The sequence below is a fragment of the Micropruina sp. genome (genome assembly GCF_027492755.1).
Classification (GTDB): domain Bacteria; phylum Actinomycetota; class Actinomycetes; order Propionibacteriales; family Propionibacteriaceae; genus Micropruina.
Genome location: NZ_JAPUED010000017.1, coordinates 13,850 through 29,441 on the forward strand (window position 1 = coordinate 13,850; position 15,592 = coordinate 29,441).

Genomic DNA, 15,592 nt, shown 5'->3' on the forward strand with positions numbered 1-15,592 from the left:
CCCTTCCCGAACCGAGAGAAAGAAGACCCCGTCATGCCCCTCCCCACCGTCAAGCGACGCGCCACAGCCGTGGCCACCGGTCTGCTCGTCACGGCCTTCGGCCTCGCCGCGTGCAGTGCTCCCGCGGCGGCGCCTTCGGCCAGCCCCAGCGCCAGCGCACCGGCGAGCCAGACCCGCCAGGTCGAGACCAACGACGGCACCGTGACCGTCCCCGCCAACCCGCAACGGGTCGTCGCGCTGGTGAACGCCGCCCTGGCCTACCTGGACATGGGCGGCAAGCCGGTCGGCATCACTGGGGTCGACGAAGGAACCCTCGCCGACCTCCCCGCCGAGCAGCAGGCCGCCTACCGGGCCGCCACGAACGTCGCCACCAGCAGCGGCGAGATCGATCTGGAGAAGGTCGCCTCGCTGAAGCCGGACGTCATCGTCATTCAGACCGGCGACTCTCAGTACGGCAAGATCGGCGACGAGCTGAAGGCGATCGCGCCGGTGGTGTTCCTGAATCAGGAGAGCGACTGGAAGTTCCGCGTCGAAGCCTTCGCCGGTGCCGGCAACCTGCTCGACACGCTGAACCAGCAGAAGGCGAAGTACCAGCAGCTCACCACCAGCATCAAGCAGAACTACGCCGACGTCCTCAAGACCGCGAAGATCGTCGAGACCTACCGGTTCGCCGGGGCGGAAGCGGGGCAGTTCGCGATCAACCAGTCGCTGTGTGCCGAGGCGGTCAAGGAGGAGGGCATCGTCAACTTCGAGGCCAGCGCCCCGATGTCCTTCGAGCAGATCGGCAAGCTCGCCAAGTACGACCTGATCCTGTACAACGCCCGCAGCGACGGCCAGCCGACCGCCGGCATCCAGCCGCTGCTCGACACCAACGCCTGGAAGCTGCTTCCGGCGGTGAAGGCGGGCCACGCGAAGCCGGTGTACTGCCCGTGGGGTCGCTCCTACGGCTTCATGGCGAAGTACCTGGAGGGGCTCGACCAGGCACTGGCGACACTGCCGAAGAAGTAGTGACCACCACCACGATCACCGGCACCCCGGGTTCGGGCGCGGCCACCGCGCCCGAACCCAGCCGGAGAATGCTCGGCCTGTTGGCGGCGGTGGCGGCGCTGCTCGTCCTGCTGGTGCTGAGCGTCACCGTCGGCGGGACGACCATGTCCCCGGCGGCGGTGTGGGACGCCCTGGTCAACCCCTCGGACGGCTTCGACCAGTTCGCCATCCGCGACTTCCGGCTGCCCCGCACGATCGTCGGCCTGGTCGTCGGCGCCGCACTGGGCGTGTCGGGTGCGTTGATCCAGGCGCTGACCCGCAATCCGCTGGCCGACACCGGAATCCTCGGCGTCGGTGCCGGTTCCTCGTTCGCGGTCACGGTCGCGGTGGGTGTGCTCGGGGTCCGCGACATCAGCGGCTACATGTGGTTCGCCTACGCCGGGGCGCTGGTCGTGACGGTCATGGTGCTCGCGCTCGGATCGACCCGCCGCGGCCAGTCGCCGGTGCTGATGGTGCTGGCCGGGGTCTGCGTCAGCGCCGTGCTGACCGGCGCGAGCTCGGCGCTGACCCTGACCAATCCGGAGGCCTTCGATCAGATGCGCGGCTGGAGTGCCGGCAGCATCATGGGGCGCCCGCTGGAGCTGATCTGGCCGGTGCTTCCGCTGCTGGTGGTGGCTCTGGTGCTGGCGTTGAGCGTGACCGCGTCCCTCAACGCGATGGCGCTCGGCGACGACGTAGCGGCCGCGCAGGGCGTCCGCCTGGGGCTGTCCCGGGTGCTGACCGTCGCCGCCATCACCTTGCTGGCCGGAGGCGCCACCGCCATCGCCGGTCCGATCGGTTTCGTCGGCCTGATGGTCCCGCACGTCGCCCGCTGGTTCGTCGGCCCGCATCAGGGCTGGATCTTCGCCTACAGCATCGTGCTGGCACCCAGCCTGCTGCTGGCCTCCGACATCCTCGGCCGAGTCGTGATAGCGCCCGGCGAGATCCCCGTCGGCATCGTCACCGCCTTCGTCGGTGCCCCGGTGCTGATCGGCCTGGTGCGGCGCAAGAAGGCGAGCGGACTATGACCCTGGAGACAGCGACGCCGGAACGCACCGCGCGGCACGGGCAGCCGATCGACTTCGGACGTCGCGTGCTGGTGCTGCGCCGGCACCGGTTCGGGCTCCGGGTGGATCTGCGCAGCGTGCTGATCTGCAGTGTGCTCGCCGTCCTGATGATCGCCCTGGTGCTGGCGGCGTTGGCCACCGGTTCCTACCAGCTCGGTTTCGACCAGGTCGCTGCCGCGCTGACCGGCGGCGAGTCCAAGCTGGTGCGCCAGATCGTGGTCGAGTGGCGGCTGCCTCGGGTGACCGCGGCGCTGCTGTTCGGCGCCGCGCTCGGGCTGAGCGGTGCGATCTTCCAGTCGCTGATGCGCAACCCGCTCGCCGACCCCGGAATCATCGGGTTCTCGCAGGGCTCCCACACCGGTGCCCTGATCGTGATCCTGGTCATCGACGGCAGCTACCCGCAATTGGTCGGCGGGGCGCTGCTGGGCGGGATGGGCACGGCCGTGATCGTCTATCTGCTCGCCTATCGGCAGGGCGCCCAGGGCTTCCGCCTGATCATCGTCGGCATCGGGCTGTCGGCGATGCTGGCCTCGGTGAACACCTGGCTGATGCTGAAGGCGAACCGGGAGGACGCGCTGGCCGCGGCCGCCTGGGGCGCCGGGTCGCTGAACGGGACGTCCTGGGTGCAGGTCGTCGTCGGCGGTGTGTGCATCGCCGTGCTGGCGACGGTGGCGGCCGGGTTCAGCCGGCCGATGCGCCAGTTGGAGCTGGGCGACGACGCCGCCGCATCGCAGGGCGTCCGGGTCGGGCCGGCCCGGTTCGTCCTGATCATCGTCGGCGTCGCGTTGACCGCCACCGTGACCGCGGCGTCCGGGCCGATCGCGTTCGTCTCCCTGGTCGCACCGCAGATCGCGCGCCGCCTCACCCGCACCGCCGGGATCACCCTCCTCCCCTCCGCGTGCGTGGGTGCGGTGCTGTGCGCGGCGGCGGACTACTTCGCCCAGCACCTGATATCGACCCCGCTCCCGGTCGGGATCATCACCCTGATCATCGGCGGCTGCTACCTGGGCTACCTGTTGTTCCTCGAAGCCAGGAGACGGCTATGACCACCCTCACCGCGCGACTCCGGGTGGAGTCCGCCAGCATCGGCTACGACAAGCGGATCGTCTCCGACAACCTGTCGGTGACCATCCCGGACGAGTCCTTCACGGTGATCGTCGGCCCGAACGCGTGCGGCAAGTCGACGCTGCTGCGCGGGCTGTCGCGGCTGCTCAAGCCGTCGGCCGGACGGGTGATCCTGGACGGCAACGACATCGCGTCGTACCGGACCAAAGAGGTGGCCCGGCGGGTCGGGCTGCTGCCGCAGACGGCGATCGCCCCGGACGGCATCACGGTGGCCGACCTGGTGGCCCGGGGCCGCTACCCCTACCAGGGGTTGGTCCGGCAGTGGACGACGGACGACGAGCAGGCCGTGGCCCAGGCGATGGAGGCCACCAACACCACCAGCCTGTCCGGACGCCTGGTGGACGAGTTGTCCGGCGGGCAGCGGCAGCGGGTCTGGGTCGCGATGGCCCTGGCCCAGCACACCGACATCCTGCTGCTGGACGAGCCGACCACCTTCCTCGACATCACCCACCAGATCGAGCTGCTGGAGCTGTTCACCGATCTCAATCACGTCGGTCACACCCTGGTCGCGGTGCTGCACGACCTGAACCACGCCGCGCGCTACGGCACTCACCTGGTCGCCATGAAGGACGGCGACATCGTCGCCGAGGGCAGCCCGTCCCAGATCGTCACCGCGGAACTGGTCGAAGAGGTCTTCGGGTTGCGCTGCCTGGTGGTGCCCGATCCGGTGGCGGGAACGCCGTCGGTGGTGCCGCTGGGCCGGGAACGAAGCCGAGAACGATCGTGAGCCGGGTCGACCCGGCCGGCTTCAACCGAGGCCCGCTGACCCGGTGGCTGCCGGTGCTTGGCCAGGCCGCACCGGAACCGCCCGACGCCCGTCCCTTCGAGACCCGGGCGTCCGACACCCCCGGCCGGTTCGTCGTCCGGGTGATCTTCTCGATCCCGCGGATCACCGTCCCGGCCATGCTGCTGGCGATCACCTGGCAGGTCGGCGAGTCGGCCGTCCCGGTCGTGATGGGCCTGGCGATCGACCGGGCTCTGGCCGCCGGCGACGCTGGCCAGCTGCTGCTGTGGATCGGCGTCCTGGTGGTGGTGTACATCGTCTTGACGATGGCGGCCAGGTTCACCGGCCGGCTCAACGTGACCGCACTGCAGCTGTTGCAGCACCGGCTACGGACCACCCTGTCCAGCCGGGTGCTGCACCCCAGGCACACCACGGTCCGGCCCCCCGACGGCGGGGTGGTGTCGACGATGACCAATGACGTGGCGCGGGTGAGCTTCGCCGTCCTGCTGCTGACCATGTCGATCTCGCGGATCGTGTCGATCGTGTTCATCGCGGTCTCGCTGCTGGTGGTGCACTGGCTGCTCGGCGTGCTGGTGCTGGTCGGCGCACCGGTGGTGGTGTTCCTGATGGGAATGCTCAGCAGGCGGCTGTCTCGCAGCACCCGCGAATACCAGGATCTGCTCGCCGCGACGGTGGGACGAGCCAGTGACCTGGTCGCCGGCTATCGGGTGATCAAGGGCATCCGTGCCGAGGCCGAAGCCACCCGCCGGTACCGGCAGGCGAGTCAGGAGACCCTGGTGGGCGCGAAACGGAACGCCGCCGTCCTGGGCCGTTTCCTGGTCGCCTCGGGGGTGGTCAACGGTGTCTTTGTCGCCGCGGTGACCGGGCTGGCGGGCTGGTTCGCGGTCGACGGGCAACTGAGCATCGGCGGGCTGATTGCCACCGTCGGGCTGACCCAGGCGTTGCTGCCGCAGATCGAGGGCATCGTCGGCGCCTCGATACCCAACATCGCCAGTTCCCAGGCCTCGGCGGCGCGCATCCTGGAGGCTCTCGGCAACGCCTGCCCGGTGGGTTCCGGAGCCGACGCGCCGGCCTGGTCGGCCGGGGCGGGGACCGACGCGTCCGAGCGGTCGCCGGACGCCGGCGTGCTGGACCTCCGCGTGTCCGGAGTGCCACATCGGGTGGCGCCCGTCGAGCTGGTGGGGCTGCGGGCCGACGACCGCACCGCGGCACTGGTGGCCGCGGCCCTGCTGGACCCGCATGCCGAGCGGGCGCCGGGGATCGAGATCCGGCTCGGCGGGCATCCCGTCGAGCGGCTGACGCCGGCCGAATACCACGCGCGGGTGACCGTCTCGCCACACCGGATGACGTTGTTCAGCGGCACCATCCGCTCGAACCTGACCAGTCCGTCCGGGCCGTCCAGCTCGGCCGACCGGCTGGACGCGGCGGTGCGGGCGGCGGCCTGTGACGATTTCGTCACCGACCTGGACGCCCTGGTCGGCGAGAACGGCAACCGGCTCTCCGGCGGTCAGCGGCAACGCGTCGCGCTGGCCCGGGCGCTCGCCACCGACACCCCGATCCTGGTGCTGCACGACCCCACCACGGCGGTGGACTCGGTCACCGAACAGGTCATCGCCGAACGGTTGCGCGAGGTTCGCTCGGACCGGTCGATCCTGCTGATCGCGTCCACGCCGGCCCTGCTCAGCTGCTGCGACCGGGTGATCGACCTGACCTCCGCGACCCCTGAGGCCGCCGGCGACGCGTCCGAGCGGACGGTGGCGTGATGAGCGCGGCGGCAGGCACGAACACGGCGGCCGAACCTGGGCTGCCGATCGCCTCCGGACGGGAGACTGGGCGCGAACTGTGGCGACTCAGTCGCGGTCACCGGGCCAGGCTCGCCGCGATCGGGGCGCTGGGGGTCGGCGGCGCCGGCTTCGGCCTGACCTTTCCGTTGGTCACCGGGTACCTCGTAGACCGGGTGCAGACGGGTACCGCCGACCTCGGCGTCGTGCTGACCGTCACGGCGGTGATGGTGGCTGCGGCAGTCGTCGGGGCGGTCGGCAGCGCGGTCACCATCGTGCTGGCCACCCGGACCTACCACACCATTCTCGCCGTGCTGCGGGAACGGCTGGTGGGCCGCGCCATGACGCTCCCGCAGCACCGGGTGGAGCGCGCCGGTACCGGGGACTTGATCTCGCGGAGCAGCGACGACGTGACCACCGTGGCCGACGCCGCCCCCGCGGTGATCGGCGCGGTCACCACCACGGTCTTCACCATCATCGTCTCGCTGGCCGGCCTGGTGGCGCTGGACTGGCCCTATGCGGCGGCCTTTGTGGTGACCCTGCCCATCTACGTCGTCGGGATGCGCTGGTACCTGCGCACCGGACCCCAGGTGTATCGAGCGGAACGGGCGGCGATGAGCGCGCGCGCCCAGCAGATTGTCGAATCCCAGCGCGGCTATGCCACCGTGATCGGCTTCGGGCTCGCCGAACAACGCCACCACAGCGTGCTGCGGGCGTCCTGGGGGGTGGCGGTCCAGGCGGCGCGGGCCCGGACCGTGCAGAGCATGTTCAACGCGCGGCTCAACTGCGCCGAGTGCCTCTCGCTGGCGACCGTGCTGGTCACCGGCTTCCTGCTGATCCAGGCCGGTTCCTCGACGATCGGCGCGGCGACCGCCGCGATGCTGCTCGTACTGCGGCTTCTCGAGCCGATCAATCAGTTGCTGTTGGTCATCGACGTCGTCCAGTCGGCGGCCGCGTCCCTCAATCGCATCGTGGGTGTGACCGCGATTCCGGACGCCGAGTCGTCCGAGCCGGGGGCGCGTGAACCCGCGATGACCGGGGACGCGTCTGTGCGGATCCGCCGGGTCACCTTCCGCTACGGCAGCGGACCTCGGGTGCTGGACGATATCGACCTTGACATCCCCACCGGCCAACACCTGGCCGTCGTTGGTGCCTCCGGGGCGGGCAAGACGACCCTCGCGGCGGTGATCGCGGGCGTCCACCCGCCCGAGACCGGTACCGTGACCCGTCCTGAGCGAACTGCGGTGATCACGCAAGAGGTGCACGTCTTCGCGGGAACGGTGCGGGAGAACCTCACTCTTTCCGCGCCCGATGCCAGCGACCGAGAGATTCGCCAGGCGCTCAACACAACGGGCGCCAGCGCGATCCTCGACCTCCTTCCGGACGGCCTGGAGACGCGGGTCGGCTCGGGTGGGCACCAACTCACCGACGCCCAAGCCCAACAGATCGCGCTTGCGCGACTCCTGCTGTTCCATCCGCAACTGGCGATCTTCGACGAAGCCACAGCGGAGGCCGGCTCAACCCAGGCCGGCTTGCTGGACCGTGCTGCTGAGGCCGCGCTGCTCGGGCGGACCGGCTTGGTCATCGCACACCGGCTCTCCCAGGCAGCGGCCTGCGACCGGATCGTGGTGATGGAGCACGGTCGAATCACCGAGTGCGGAACACACGACCAACTGCTTGCGGCCGCTGGTGTGTATGCCGGGCTGTGGGCGGCCTGGGAGGCGGGGCGGAACGTCCGGGAGGTCGAGTGAACTCGGACGTGCCGCAGCTACGAAATCTGGTCCGATGCAACGTGCTGACCTGGGCCACCGAAGCGAAGAAGAAGGGCGAGCTTCAAACTGGGACCAGAGCGGTTCCTCTGGTCGAGAGTTCGAACCTCGCCCACATGGGGTGCCTGAGTAGCACGTTCGACAATTCCGCCCCGAAGACAAAAACCCTGGTCAACCGCCTGTTTCGGGGTGTCTACAAGGTGTCCGGACGGCCCCAGAGTAGCGCTCCGAGGGACGATCGGGGACCCGTAGTGAGGACTATCGAGACGGCTCAAACTTCTCTCACCGCTTCCGAAGTGGACCAGCCCGTCGGTGACTACCTGACCGGGATGAGCGTCAACTCCCTGGCCGAAAGGTACGGCATCCGCCGCGCCTCGGTGTTCTCTCACCTCCGCCGACGCAACGTCCCAAGCCGGCGCCCGGGACTCTGCCTCGACGAGGAAGCGGAGGCAGTGCGCCTCGCGCGAGCTGGTGTCTCGATGCGGGCGATCAGTCGTCGGATGGGTGTGGACCGCAAGACTGTGCGTGTTGCGTTGGTCGAGGCTGGACTGATCGCGGCACACTCTGGCGAGGACATATAGCTCTGCGAGTATCGCCGCAACTTGATTCCCGATGTCAATTATCACTCGCAGTACTCCGTGACGGCGATGCCCTCCTTGTGTATCCAAACAGCTTCGATCTGTTCGCGGCGGGCTTCGATGCAGAGGATCAGGCCGCGGGCGCGTCTTCTCCGTCTTGGCGTTCGTGCCGGTTGAGCCACTTCAGGCAAAGCTTCATCTGGACTTCATGGCGGGCATCTAGTCACCGAGCTTGAGTTCGACCCCGACGAGCCGCTTCAGTGGCAAAGCAACAAGTTGAGGTGAGGGTCTTTGCAGTCGATCACCATGTGCTTCTGGCGCTCGACGAAAGTGAAGCCAGTGCCAGCCTCCAGCAGGAAGGACAACGAAGCCGAGCAAAACAAGGGCCGCCGAGGATGTCGGGCAGGGACCAACGAGCCCGGCCCGAGCCGGGAGTCTGCGATCTTGCGACGCTAGTGGGCTGACACCGGGACGTTGGGATGACGCCTAGCGACACCTAATCCCATGAGTGGCGCCGAGGCTCGTCGGTAGCTCGGCCACAATGGACCCATGAGTTCGACTCTGCTGACCGACGAGGTCTCTGCCGCTCTGGCCCAGTTCTTCTACTCCGGCGACGGGCCCAGCCACGCCACCCTTACGCGCTGCTTCACGGCGTGCGGCCTAGCTGACGTTGATCCGTACGAGGCGTCGACAGGGATGCCGAACAAACAGCAGCGTGTGCTCACTGTCTGTGCGGCGGCCCGCCGACGACCACACGGCGTCGATGACCAACTGCTGGAACAACTCCTGACGGCTCTGCGTGTCGGCCGCGTCTTCCATGCGACCGACTCCCACGTTATGGAACGAGTTGCCACCCTGCGCAGCGCACTCGCCGCCAAGGGTGCGGGACTCGACCACGAAGGGCGACTTCAACGCACCAATCCCATCAACCTCGCCACTGGTGGCCGCGCCGCGCTCGATGAACAGCTGGCACGGCTCCGTCACAACGCTGAGGATCCAGGCGCCCTGCTCGGCGGTGCCAAGGAACTACTTGAGTCAATCTGCAAGTTCGTCCTAGAAGAGCAGCAAATGCTCCCGGACCGGAAGATGGACTTCGACGAGTTACTCGCCCTCGCGCTCGATCGGCTCCAGTTGCAGCCCCAGACCGTCAACGCGACGGCCCCTGGTGGCAAACAACTGCGAGCCATCTACCAATCGGCCAAGACCACTGCATCGACAATCAACGAGTTGCGGAATCTCCAGGGCACAGGTCACGGCCGCACCCTGCCGACCGGCATCAGCAAGGAGACTGGCCAGTACGTGATACGCGAGGCCACTCATGTCGCGGAGTTGCTGCTGTCGACACACGATCGTCAGATGGGCCGGTCCACTTGATCTGGATGAACTGCCCTGAAAACCTCTCCCGCTGCAAAGAAGGGTCTGCCGCATGGAGCATTCCAGCGCGCGAAGCTAGTTGTCTTGCTCTCCTTGACCGATGGGGTTGTTTGCTCCATTTACGCGGGCGGTGCCGTGGGTAACCGTCTCGATGATCGGGTCTTGCCAGCGTGAGTGCGTCGTGGTCAGGTCGGAGGCAAGCGCCTGCAGGTCAGCCAACACCAGCCAGGCGTCGATCTACCGCACCACCCTCGACCGCCGAGTACAAGGTCGCACCAGTCGGTTCGCCTAGCCTGGGCGGAAGCGCGGTGCCCAACCGATAGCCTTAGCGGGTGCCTGACGTTGACCGCGCATCGAACCTTGTCCAGGAGACGCTGGACCAGTTCGAGGCGCCCGGTATGACGGTCGCCGCGCTCACGCGGCGTTGTCAACGGGTCGCATCCCTGCGGGGCGATGGTGTGGCGCTCTCTTGGATGGCGCTGGAGTCGACGGATGTCGCCAACCAGTTCACAAACCAGTCAGAAGCCTCACGACCCTCACGTGAGTCCCTGGCGGCGCGCCTGCTCACGACGATCCCAGGTGACGAGGCCAACGCGAAGTGGACTGCGGAATACGACGGCTACATCAGTCGGCGACGGGTGGATGGCACGCGAGAGGCGAACCTTCGGAGCGTTCAACAGATCGAAGAGTTGACGCGGACACTGCGGGAGCAGGAGGCTGCGACACTCGTGTCGCCGCCACCGGGCATGCACAGCTACGATCTCGGCAAGCACGTGTCCGACCAGGATCGGGCGCGTACGCAGCTTGTCGCATCGCGCATCGCGCTTGAGACGGTGCTTGCCCGCATCAAGGCTCGGCTTTGGGAGTTCCTGACCGAAACCGAGTACGAACTCAGTTTCGGCGAGGCCACGGCGGAGACTTTTCACCGGCTGCGGACGTATGTCGACAAGCAACTCATGACCATATCGCCACCGGCCCTTGAGCAGTTTCAGACCGCCTACCGGCGGCTGAAGGACGGCGGCGACGAAGATCGAGCGCACGCCTTGACGTCCTGTCGGCGCGTGCTGAAGACGCTGGCGGACCAGCTCTATCCGGCCAGATCATAACCAGTGGTGGGCGTCGATGGAAAGTCCCGCCGGCTCAATGACACGGCGTTTGTGAACCGGCTCTTGCAGTACGTAGCCGAGACGGTCGGTACGCATGAGAATGGTGCGGTAGTGCAGGCTGCACTCAAGGATGTCGACGTGCGGCTACGCGCGCTGAACAATCTCGCAAGCAAGGGCGTGCACGGCAACGTGACCACGTACGAAGTCGACACATGCGTCGTTCAGACCTATCTGGTCGTCGCGGATCTGCTGCGTATCCGTGAACGTGCCGCTTCGAGGGGTGGTTAGGTGTTCTCAAACCTTCGCCATCGCAACATGCCGAGCCGCCCTCCAGGTGTCTGCCTCGACGAGAAGGCTGAAGCCGTCGGCCTCGCCCGAGTCGGCGTTTCGACGAGGGCGATCGGTCGAGGGATGGGGGTAGTCGGCGAACTCAGCGAGGGGATGCGGTCGCTGCGCCAAGTGCCGGACCAGCTCTCGACGGTCACGAGCGGCAGGGCCGCGCACGCGTTCAACGACGACAGCGGCAGGCCAAGGTCCCGGACGTACTCACTGGTGCTGAAGAGCCACTGAAGTCGGTCTGTCTGCCCCAAAGCATGTGCAGACGGCTAGCGCCGCCTGCGCTTCCTCCGACTTCGGGAGCGCTCGTTGCCGCGAGGTGCGAGGGTCAGCGTCGCGAGTCCGAGATCGTCAAAGGGGATCACAGGAAAGGGGCTGGTATTGACGAGGGGGGTGATGAGTGGGTCGCTCGTCACCACGGCGCCCGCCAAGTGCCAGGGCGCGCCGTTGCCGTCTGCACCAAGGAACTCGGTGACATCGCTGAGGTGCTGCCTTAGCCAGTCGACGCGTCTGCTGTGGAGCTGAATCGTGGGCTTCTTACCCCTCTTGCCTGCGAACAGCTTCTCAAGCTCGCCGGTGATCTCGGCTGGTGTTCGCGCGACCTCGAAGTCCTTCGCCTCGACCGCAATGATCGTCCGGGTCTGTGGATGGGTTGCGAGGACGTCGATGTCCCCGAGGTCACGGCCGGAGGTGTCGGTGATGCGACGCTTGCCGATCTTGTTCACAGACAATCGCGTGGTCATGCCGAGACTCTCAAGCTTGGCGGCTACCGAACGGGCGAAGGCACTGTTGATCTTGCCCCGGGCCTCAGAGATGCACCGCCGCATCTCCGCTGTCTTCGCTCGACCCTGCAAGCGCCCGGACAGCAAGTTGTCGATCCAGTACGGGCCTAGTTCGTAGATGCTGCGAAAGCCGAAGACCAACTCATGGCCCTGAAGCACGAGCGGCCGCCGAACGTACGACATGTCGCGGTTGAAGCGCCACGGCCAGGCATCCTGTCCGATGCCGAGGAAGGACTCCCGCTCTGCGAGGGTGATCCCATCCACAACAGCAGACACGACTTCGTTCGCAATGCCCCGCTCTGTCGACACTTCTGAGATAGCCCGTGAGCGATTGATGCGTGTCACCTGATCAGCTGTGGCCAAGTCCAGCAGGCCCCCACATACCTCTCGGAGCTCAGTCAGGGTGAACCCAAACTCGGCACGCATGGCAAGCTCGCTGCGGGCTATGAAGTCAGGGACGTCGAAGTCGTCGACCCCATCTCCAGCGCCGTCATTCACCGCGGCCCGAACTGATCGCATACCAGAGTTCGCGGCGTAAGTGTCCATGGCCGCGATTACCGGTTCCTCTCGGCTCACTCCAAGGCGCCCTGATCCGAGAATAGAGACCTCGAAGTCGGCAAGGCCGTAATGAAGGAAGTCCGAGGTAGTTGCTCTCTGGATGAGTTCGACCGCAATGCCCAGGACGCGGTAGTAGTCGAGCACTTCAATCACGCGTTCCCCGCCTGGTGGTTGCGCGGCCACGTACTCAATCAGGAAGCGATTCGCTCGTTGCGCAGTCGCGCTCGCCTTCCGGTGGTCAACCAGCTCGGCGACGGTCTCTGACTGCTCGCCGAAGCACGCCAAGCGCGACTTCAGCATGATCGAGCTGAACTTTGCGTCGTGGAGGAGGGCCTCGTTCTGTGCGACAAGGAAGTCGAGAAGGGCTCGTTTGTCGTACGAGGCGATATCGGTCTCAAGCCGACTGAAGAGGTGCCCCACAGCCGCATTGAGCACCCGGACCCTTTCTGGACCCAGGAGCCCGCCGATCTGGAAGCCGCCGCCGGTCGACGACCGGAGCCACTGGCCCAACTCGTCAAGCACTTGGGCCGTGAGTTGGTCGTGACCTTTCAGAGCACGAGGCAGGTTCTTGGCCAGCATGTCCGGAGCATGATTCTGGTCGAAGGCGTTGATCATCCGTTTCGAACCCAAGGGGGCGACCGCATCAAGGCTCGAACCCAGATCAGTACTCCCCGTTCCGAAGAGATTGGTCAATAGCACCTTCACGAGTTCGCGCTCCGCAGCGTTCACTGCCTCTTGGAGGAGGGCGACAAACGTCTCTGTGAACGCCAGGGTGTACCCGCTCTCTACTTGCGTCATCCTGACTGCGGGATCGGCGCGCGACCAGTCGTGAACCGTTCTCCAAGACTCCGGGTCGATCAACCGGACAGTAAGTTCGGTTATCGCTGCCCCTGGCCGGGCGCCGGTGCGGTAGGCGCACTCGCGCACCCAGTAGGCGACGCACTCAAGAAGGGTCGTCTCCACGCCGACAGGCTCAGCCCCTTCAATGTCGACGGTGACGAAGACTGTGTGGTCGATCATCTCGACGACATAGCCGACGTAGGAACTACTTGGCTCAATGAGAAATATCTCTGGCGCATCCCGCGTATAAAGGCGTCGCGCCTGAACGATCGGCGGATTTGGCACTGGTGGCACAACTCCGTGGCGGTCCGTCTCGACGAGATACTTCTTGCGCGGGTACAGCCCGTCTCCGGGCTGGAAGACCGTGAATGTGGGTACGTCGTCATCCGAGAAGTAGAACGACTTTTCGTGATCCACATAGGAACAGAACTCGTCGAGGATGTCTGTGGACATCGACGCGCCCTGCCGCTTATGGATTGCCTCGGCGAACAGCAACAAGCCCAGCAGTCCGTCTGGCTCCTGATGCATAATCACTTCCAAGTCGTCGGAGCGAGCGATGAGCATGGGCTCTGCGCCGTCGACATTCGGGACGCCCCAGAACGCAGATCGGCCGGGGCTGTCGGTCAAGACGAGGTGTAGAACCTCCTCCGCTGATGAGTACGTGCCTCGGGTGAGCGGAGACACAAGGTCGGTGAGGTGATCCAGGGGCGCCCGGGTGTCATACGAGCCCCACACGTCCAACTCCCAGTCAACAAGCGGGTCAGTTGCGACGACCAGGTGAAGGTCGCGTTTCGAGTCGATCTTCAGAAGATATCTGCTTATAGCCGTGCCCCGCTCAAGGAGCACGGGAGAGGAACCGCTCGGAAGCAGCCTCATGAATCGGCGCAGCGCAGCCTTCCGCAAGCGCTGGCCGAGTTCTTCGAGTTGACCCGCTTGGTGCGCGAACCTCAGAAGGTGGAACCGGATGGTGATGAGAAGATCAAGCGGCAGTGCCACTAGGTATCCGTCCCCAAGCCGAAGGAATGGCGTTACGTAGAGGCGGTCATCAGTTGTGTCGTTTGCGCACGGGTCGTCCAGCTGGCCGGGATGAAGCGCGAACGTATCGACGACAATGCGCAGCCAGCTCCCATGAACATCGAGTTCATCGTTCGAGATGAATGCCGCGTTAGCAAGTGCCTTGAGTCGTGCTGCGCCCGGCACGTCGATGGGGGTTCCCGCCGATCCTCCTGGCGGGGTGCCTCGTGTGAGCCCAGCCCGCTTAAGCACGATGTCGCTGACGGTAAGGAGGCCTTGGATCAGCTGGCGGGCTGGACCTCGTAGCTCGTCCGGCATCCATCGCTCACGGAAGGCAGCGTCGACTAGGTCCTCCAAGTCAGCGACCGTGTGCTCGCCCGACCCTGCTGATACGAGGTATGGCCCGCCGGTGAAGCTGATGCTGTGGATAAGGACCTCCGAGTACGGGTCCTCCTGCATCAATATGCGATGGCCGCCGATGTCCTCCCGCTTCAGGATCGATCGGACTGCGCTTGGGCTCACTGGTGGAGCCCCGGTGCCATTCAGTGCCATGCCCAAAGCGGCCAGCCGATGCAAACGAACAAGCCGCGGCGCATTCGAAGGAAGGAGCATCAGGCCAGCGGCAACAGCAGCAAGAGAGGGTCCGTCAATGCCTCGCGGTACGGAATCCGTGCGAATGCAGGCCACAGGCCCATTCTGGCAGGTGTCACCGACAGGGTCGTGGCTGACGGGGGTAGGACCTTCGTCAACCTTGCCCCACAGCTGAACCCTTGTCATCCGCCGGAAGCGGGGCGTCTATCGTTGTCGTAGCGCTGGAACCGCGCCGATCCAGGTCGATCGAATTTGTTGACGACGGCCTGACCGGTGCGACGGCGGTCCAGTTCGCGGATCAGGACGGGGTGCACCGCGCCACAGTGTCGGCACATATGACCCGACGGGCGTCACTAGAAGGCAACGTGGCCTGGAGTCTAGGAAGCCGCTGGAGCGGTAAAGCTCCACCTCGGCGGTGGCTCGATGCGAGCGATCGCGCAGAGCATGGGAGTAGACCGCAAGGGGTGCGGCGCGGGCTCGCCGGGGCCTTCCACAATCAACGCGTGAGATCGCGGAGGCCAGCGGGGAGTCGTTTACGCCAGCTTCACGTCGAGTGGTTGAAGTGGATGGGAAGACTGAAGGTATAGGCTCGGAACGCTGGAAAGCCATCGGGCCACTATTGGTCCTCGGTGTCAAGGCGAGTCGGAAGTCGACGCTCCCGTGATGACAATTGCACGCCCGTGAGTTCCGGCTGAGTTCTGGCAACTGTTGCACAATGACTGGTGCCTGAGCGCCCGTCGCCCTGGGGCTAACAGGCACTCGAAGTCAGTCGGCAAAGCACGCTTCCATCAGATGAGGCCGATTCAGGGGCGTTTGTTGGCTCTCGGTGTTGGCACAACTTGGGCGTCCGCTGGAAACCCGTGCGTATACCCTAGTCATGGCAACATTCCATCTGGGGTG

General features: G+C 66.1%; 11 protein-coding genes. 10 read left to right on the forward strand and 1 reads right to left on the reverse strand.

Annotated elements, in window-relative coordinates; translation table 11 throughout:
• Positions 1-33: 33 nt before the first annotated feature.
• From Q0066_RS00885 to Q0066_RS00930, 10 genes are all read left to right on the forward strand, one after another.
• Positions 34-1,008, forward strand: a complete 975-nt coding sequence (locus Q0066_RS00885; protein ID WP_298129133.1) for an ABC transporter substrate-binding protein — start codon at positions 34-36, stop codon at positions 1,006-1,008.
• The gene (locus Q0066_RS00890) at positions 1,008-2,054 is read left to right on the forward strand and encodes an iron chelate uptake ABC transporter family permease subunit (protein ID WP_298129136.1); all 1,047 of its coding nucleotides are present in this window, start codon (positions 1,008-1,010) and stop codon (positions 2,052-2,054) included. Before Q0066_RS00885 ends, Q0066_RS00890 begins: the two co-directional genes overlap by 1 nt.
• Positions 2,051-3,139, forward strand: coding sequence for an iron chelate uptake ABC transporter family permease subunit (locus Q0066_RS00895; RefSeq protein ID WP_298129138.1), 1,089 nt, complete (start codon positions 2,051-2,053; stop codon positions 3,137-3,139). Before Q0066_RS00890 ends, Q0066_RS00895 begins: the two co-directional genes overlap by 4 nt.
• Positions 3,136-3,945, forward strand: coding sequence for an ABC transporter ATP-binding protein (locus tag Q0066_RS00900; protein WP_298129140.1), 810 nt, complete (start codon positions 3,136-3,138; stop codon positions 3,943-3,945). The genes Q0066_RS00895 and Q0066_RS00900 overlap by 4 nt, the downstream gene beginning before the upstream one ends.
• The gene (locus Q0066_RS00905; RefSeq protein WP_298129142.1) at positions 3,942-5,726 is read left to right on the forward strand and encodes an ABC transporter ATP-binding protein; all 1,785 of its coding nucleotides are present in this window, start codon (positions 3,942-3,944) and stop codon (positions 5,724-5,726) included. The genes Q0066_RS00900 and Q0066_RS00905 overlap by 4 nt, the downstream gene beginning before the upstream one ends.
• Positions 5,726-7,495: an ABC transporter ATP-binding protein gene (locus Q0066_RS00910; protein ID WP_298129144.1), complete on the forward strand. Its 1,770-nt coding sequence runs from the start codon at positions 5,726-5,728 to the stop codon at positions 7,493-7,495. Before Q0066_RS00905 ends, Q0066_RS00910 begins: the two co-directional genes overlap by 1 nt.
• The gene (locus tag Q0066_RS00915; RefSeq protein WP_298129145.1) at positions 7,492-8,094 is read left to right on the forward strand and encodes a hypothetical protein; all 603 of its coding nucleotides are present in this window, start codon (positions 7,492-7,494) and stop codon (positions 8,092-8,094) included. The genes Q0066_RS00910 and Q0066_RS00915 overlap by 4 nt, the downstream gene beginning before the upstream one ends.
• A gap of 546 nt (positions 8,095-8,640) precedes the next feature.
• Positions 8,641-9,465, forward strand: coding sequence for an abortive infection family protein (locus Q0066_RS00920; protein WP_298129147.1), 825 nt, complete (start codon positions 8,641-8,643; stop codon positions 9,463-9,465).
• Positions 9,466-9,797: 332 nt separating this feature from the next.
• The gene (locus Q0066_RS00925) at positions 9,798-10,571 is read left to right on the forward strand and encodes a hypothetical protein (protein ID WP_298129149.1); all 774 of its coding nucleotides are present in this window, start codon (positions 9,798-9,800) and stop codon (positions 10,569-10,571) included.
• 3 nt (positions 10,572-10,574) lie between these two features.
• Entirely contained in the window at positions 10,575-10,859 is a 285-nt protein-coding gene (locus tag Q0066_RS00930) for a hypothetical protein (RefSeq protein WP_298129151.1), read from the forward strand.
• A gap of 317 nt (positions 10,860-11,176) precedes the next feature.
• Here the strand turns inward: Q0066_RS00930 and Q0066_RS00935 are convergent, their stop codons facing one another.
• A complete protein-coding gene (locus Q0066_RS00935) occupies positions 11,177-14,653 on the reverse strand; it encodes a hypothetical protein (protein WP_298129153.1) in 3,477 nt (1,158 codons plus the stop codon).
• Positions 14,654-15,592: the final 939 nt, after the last annotated feature.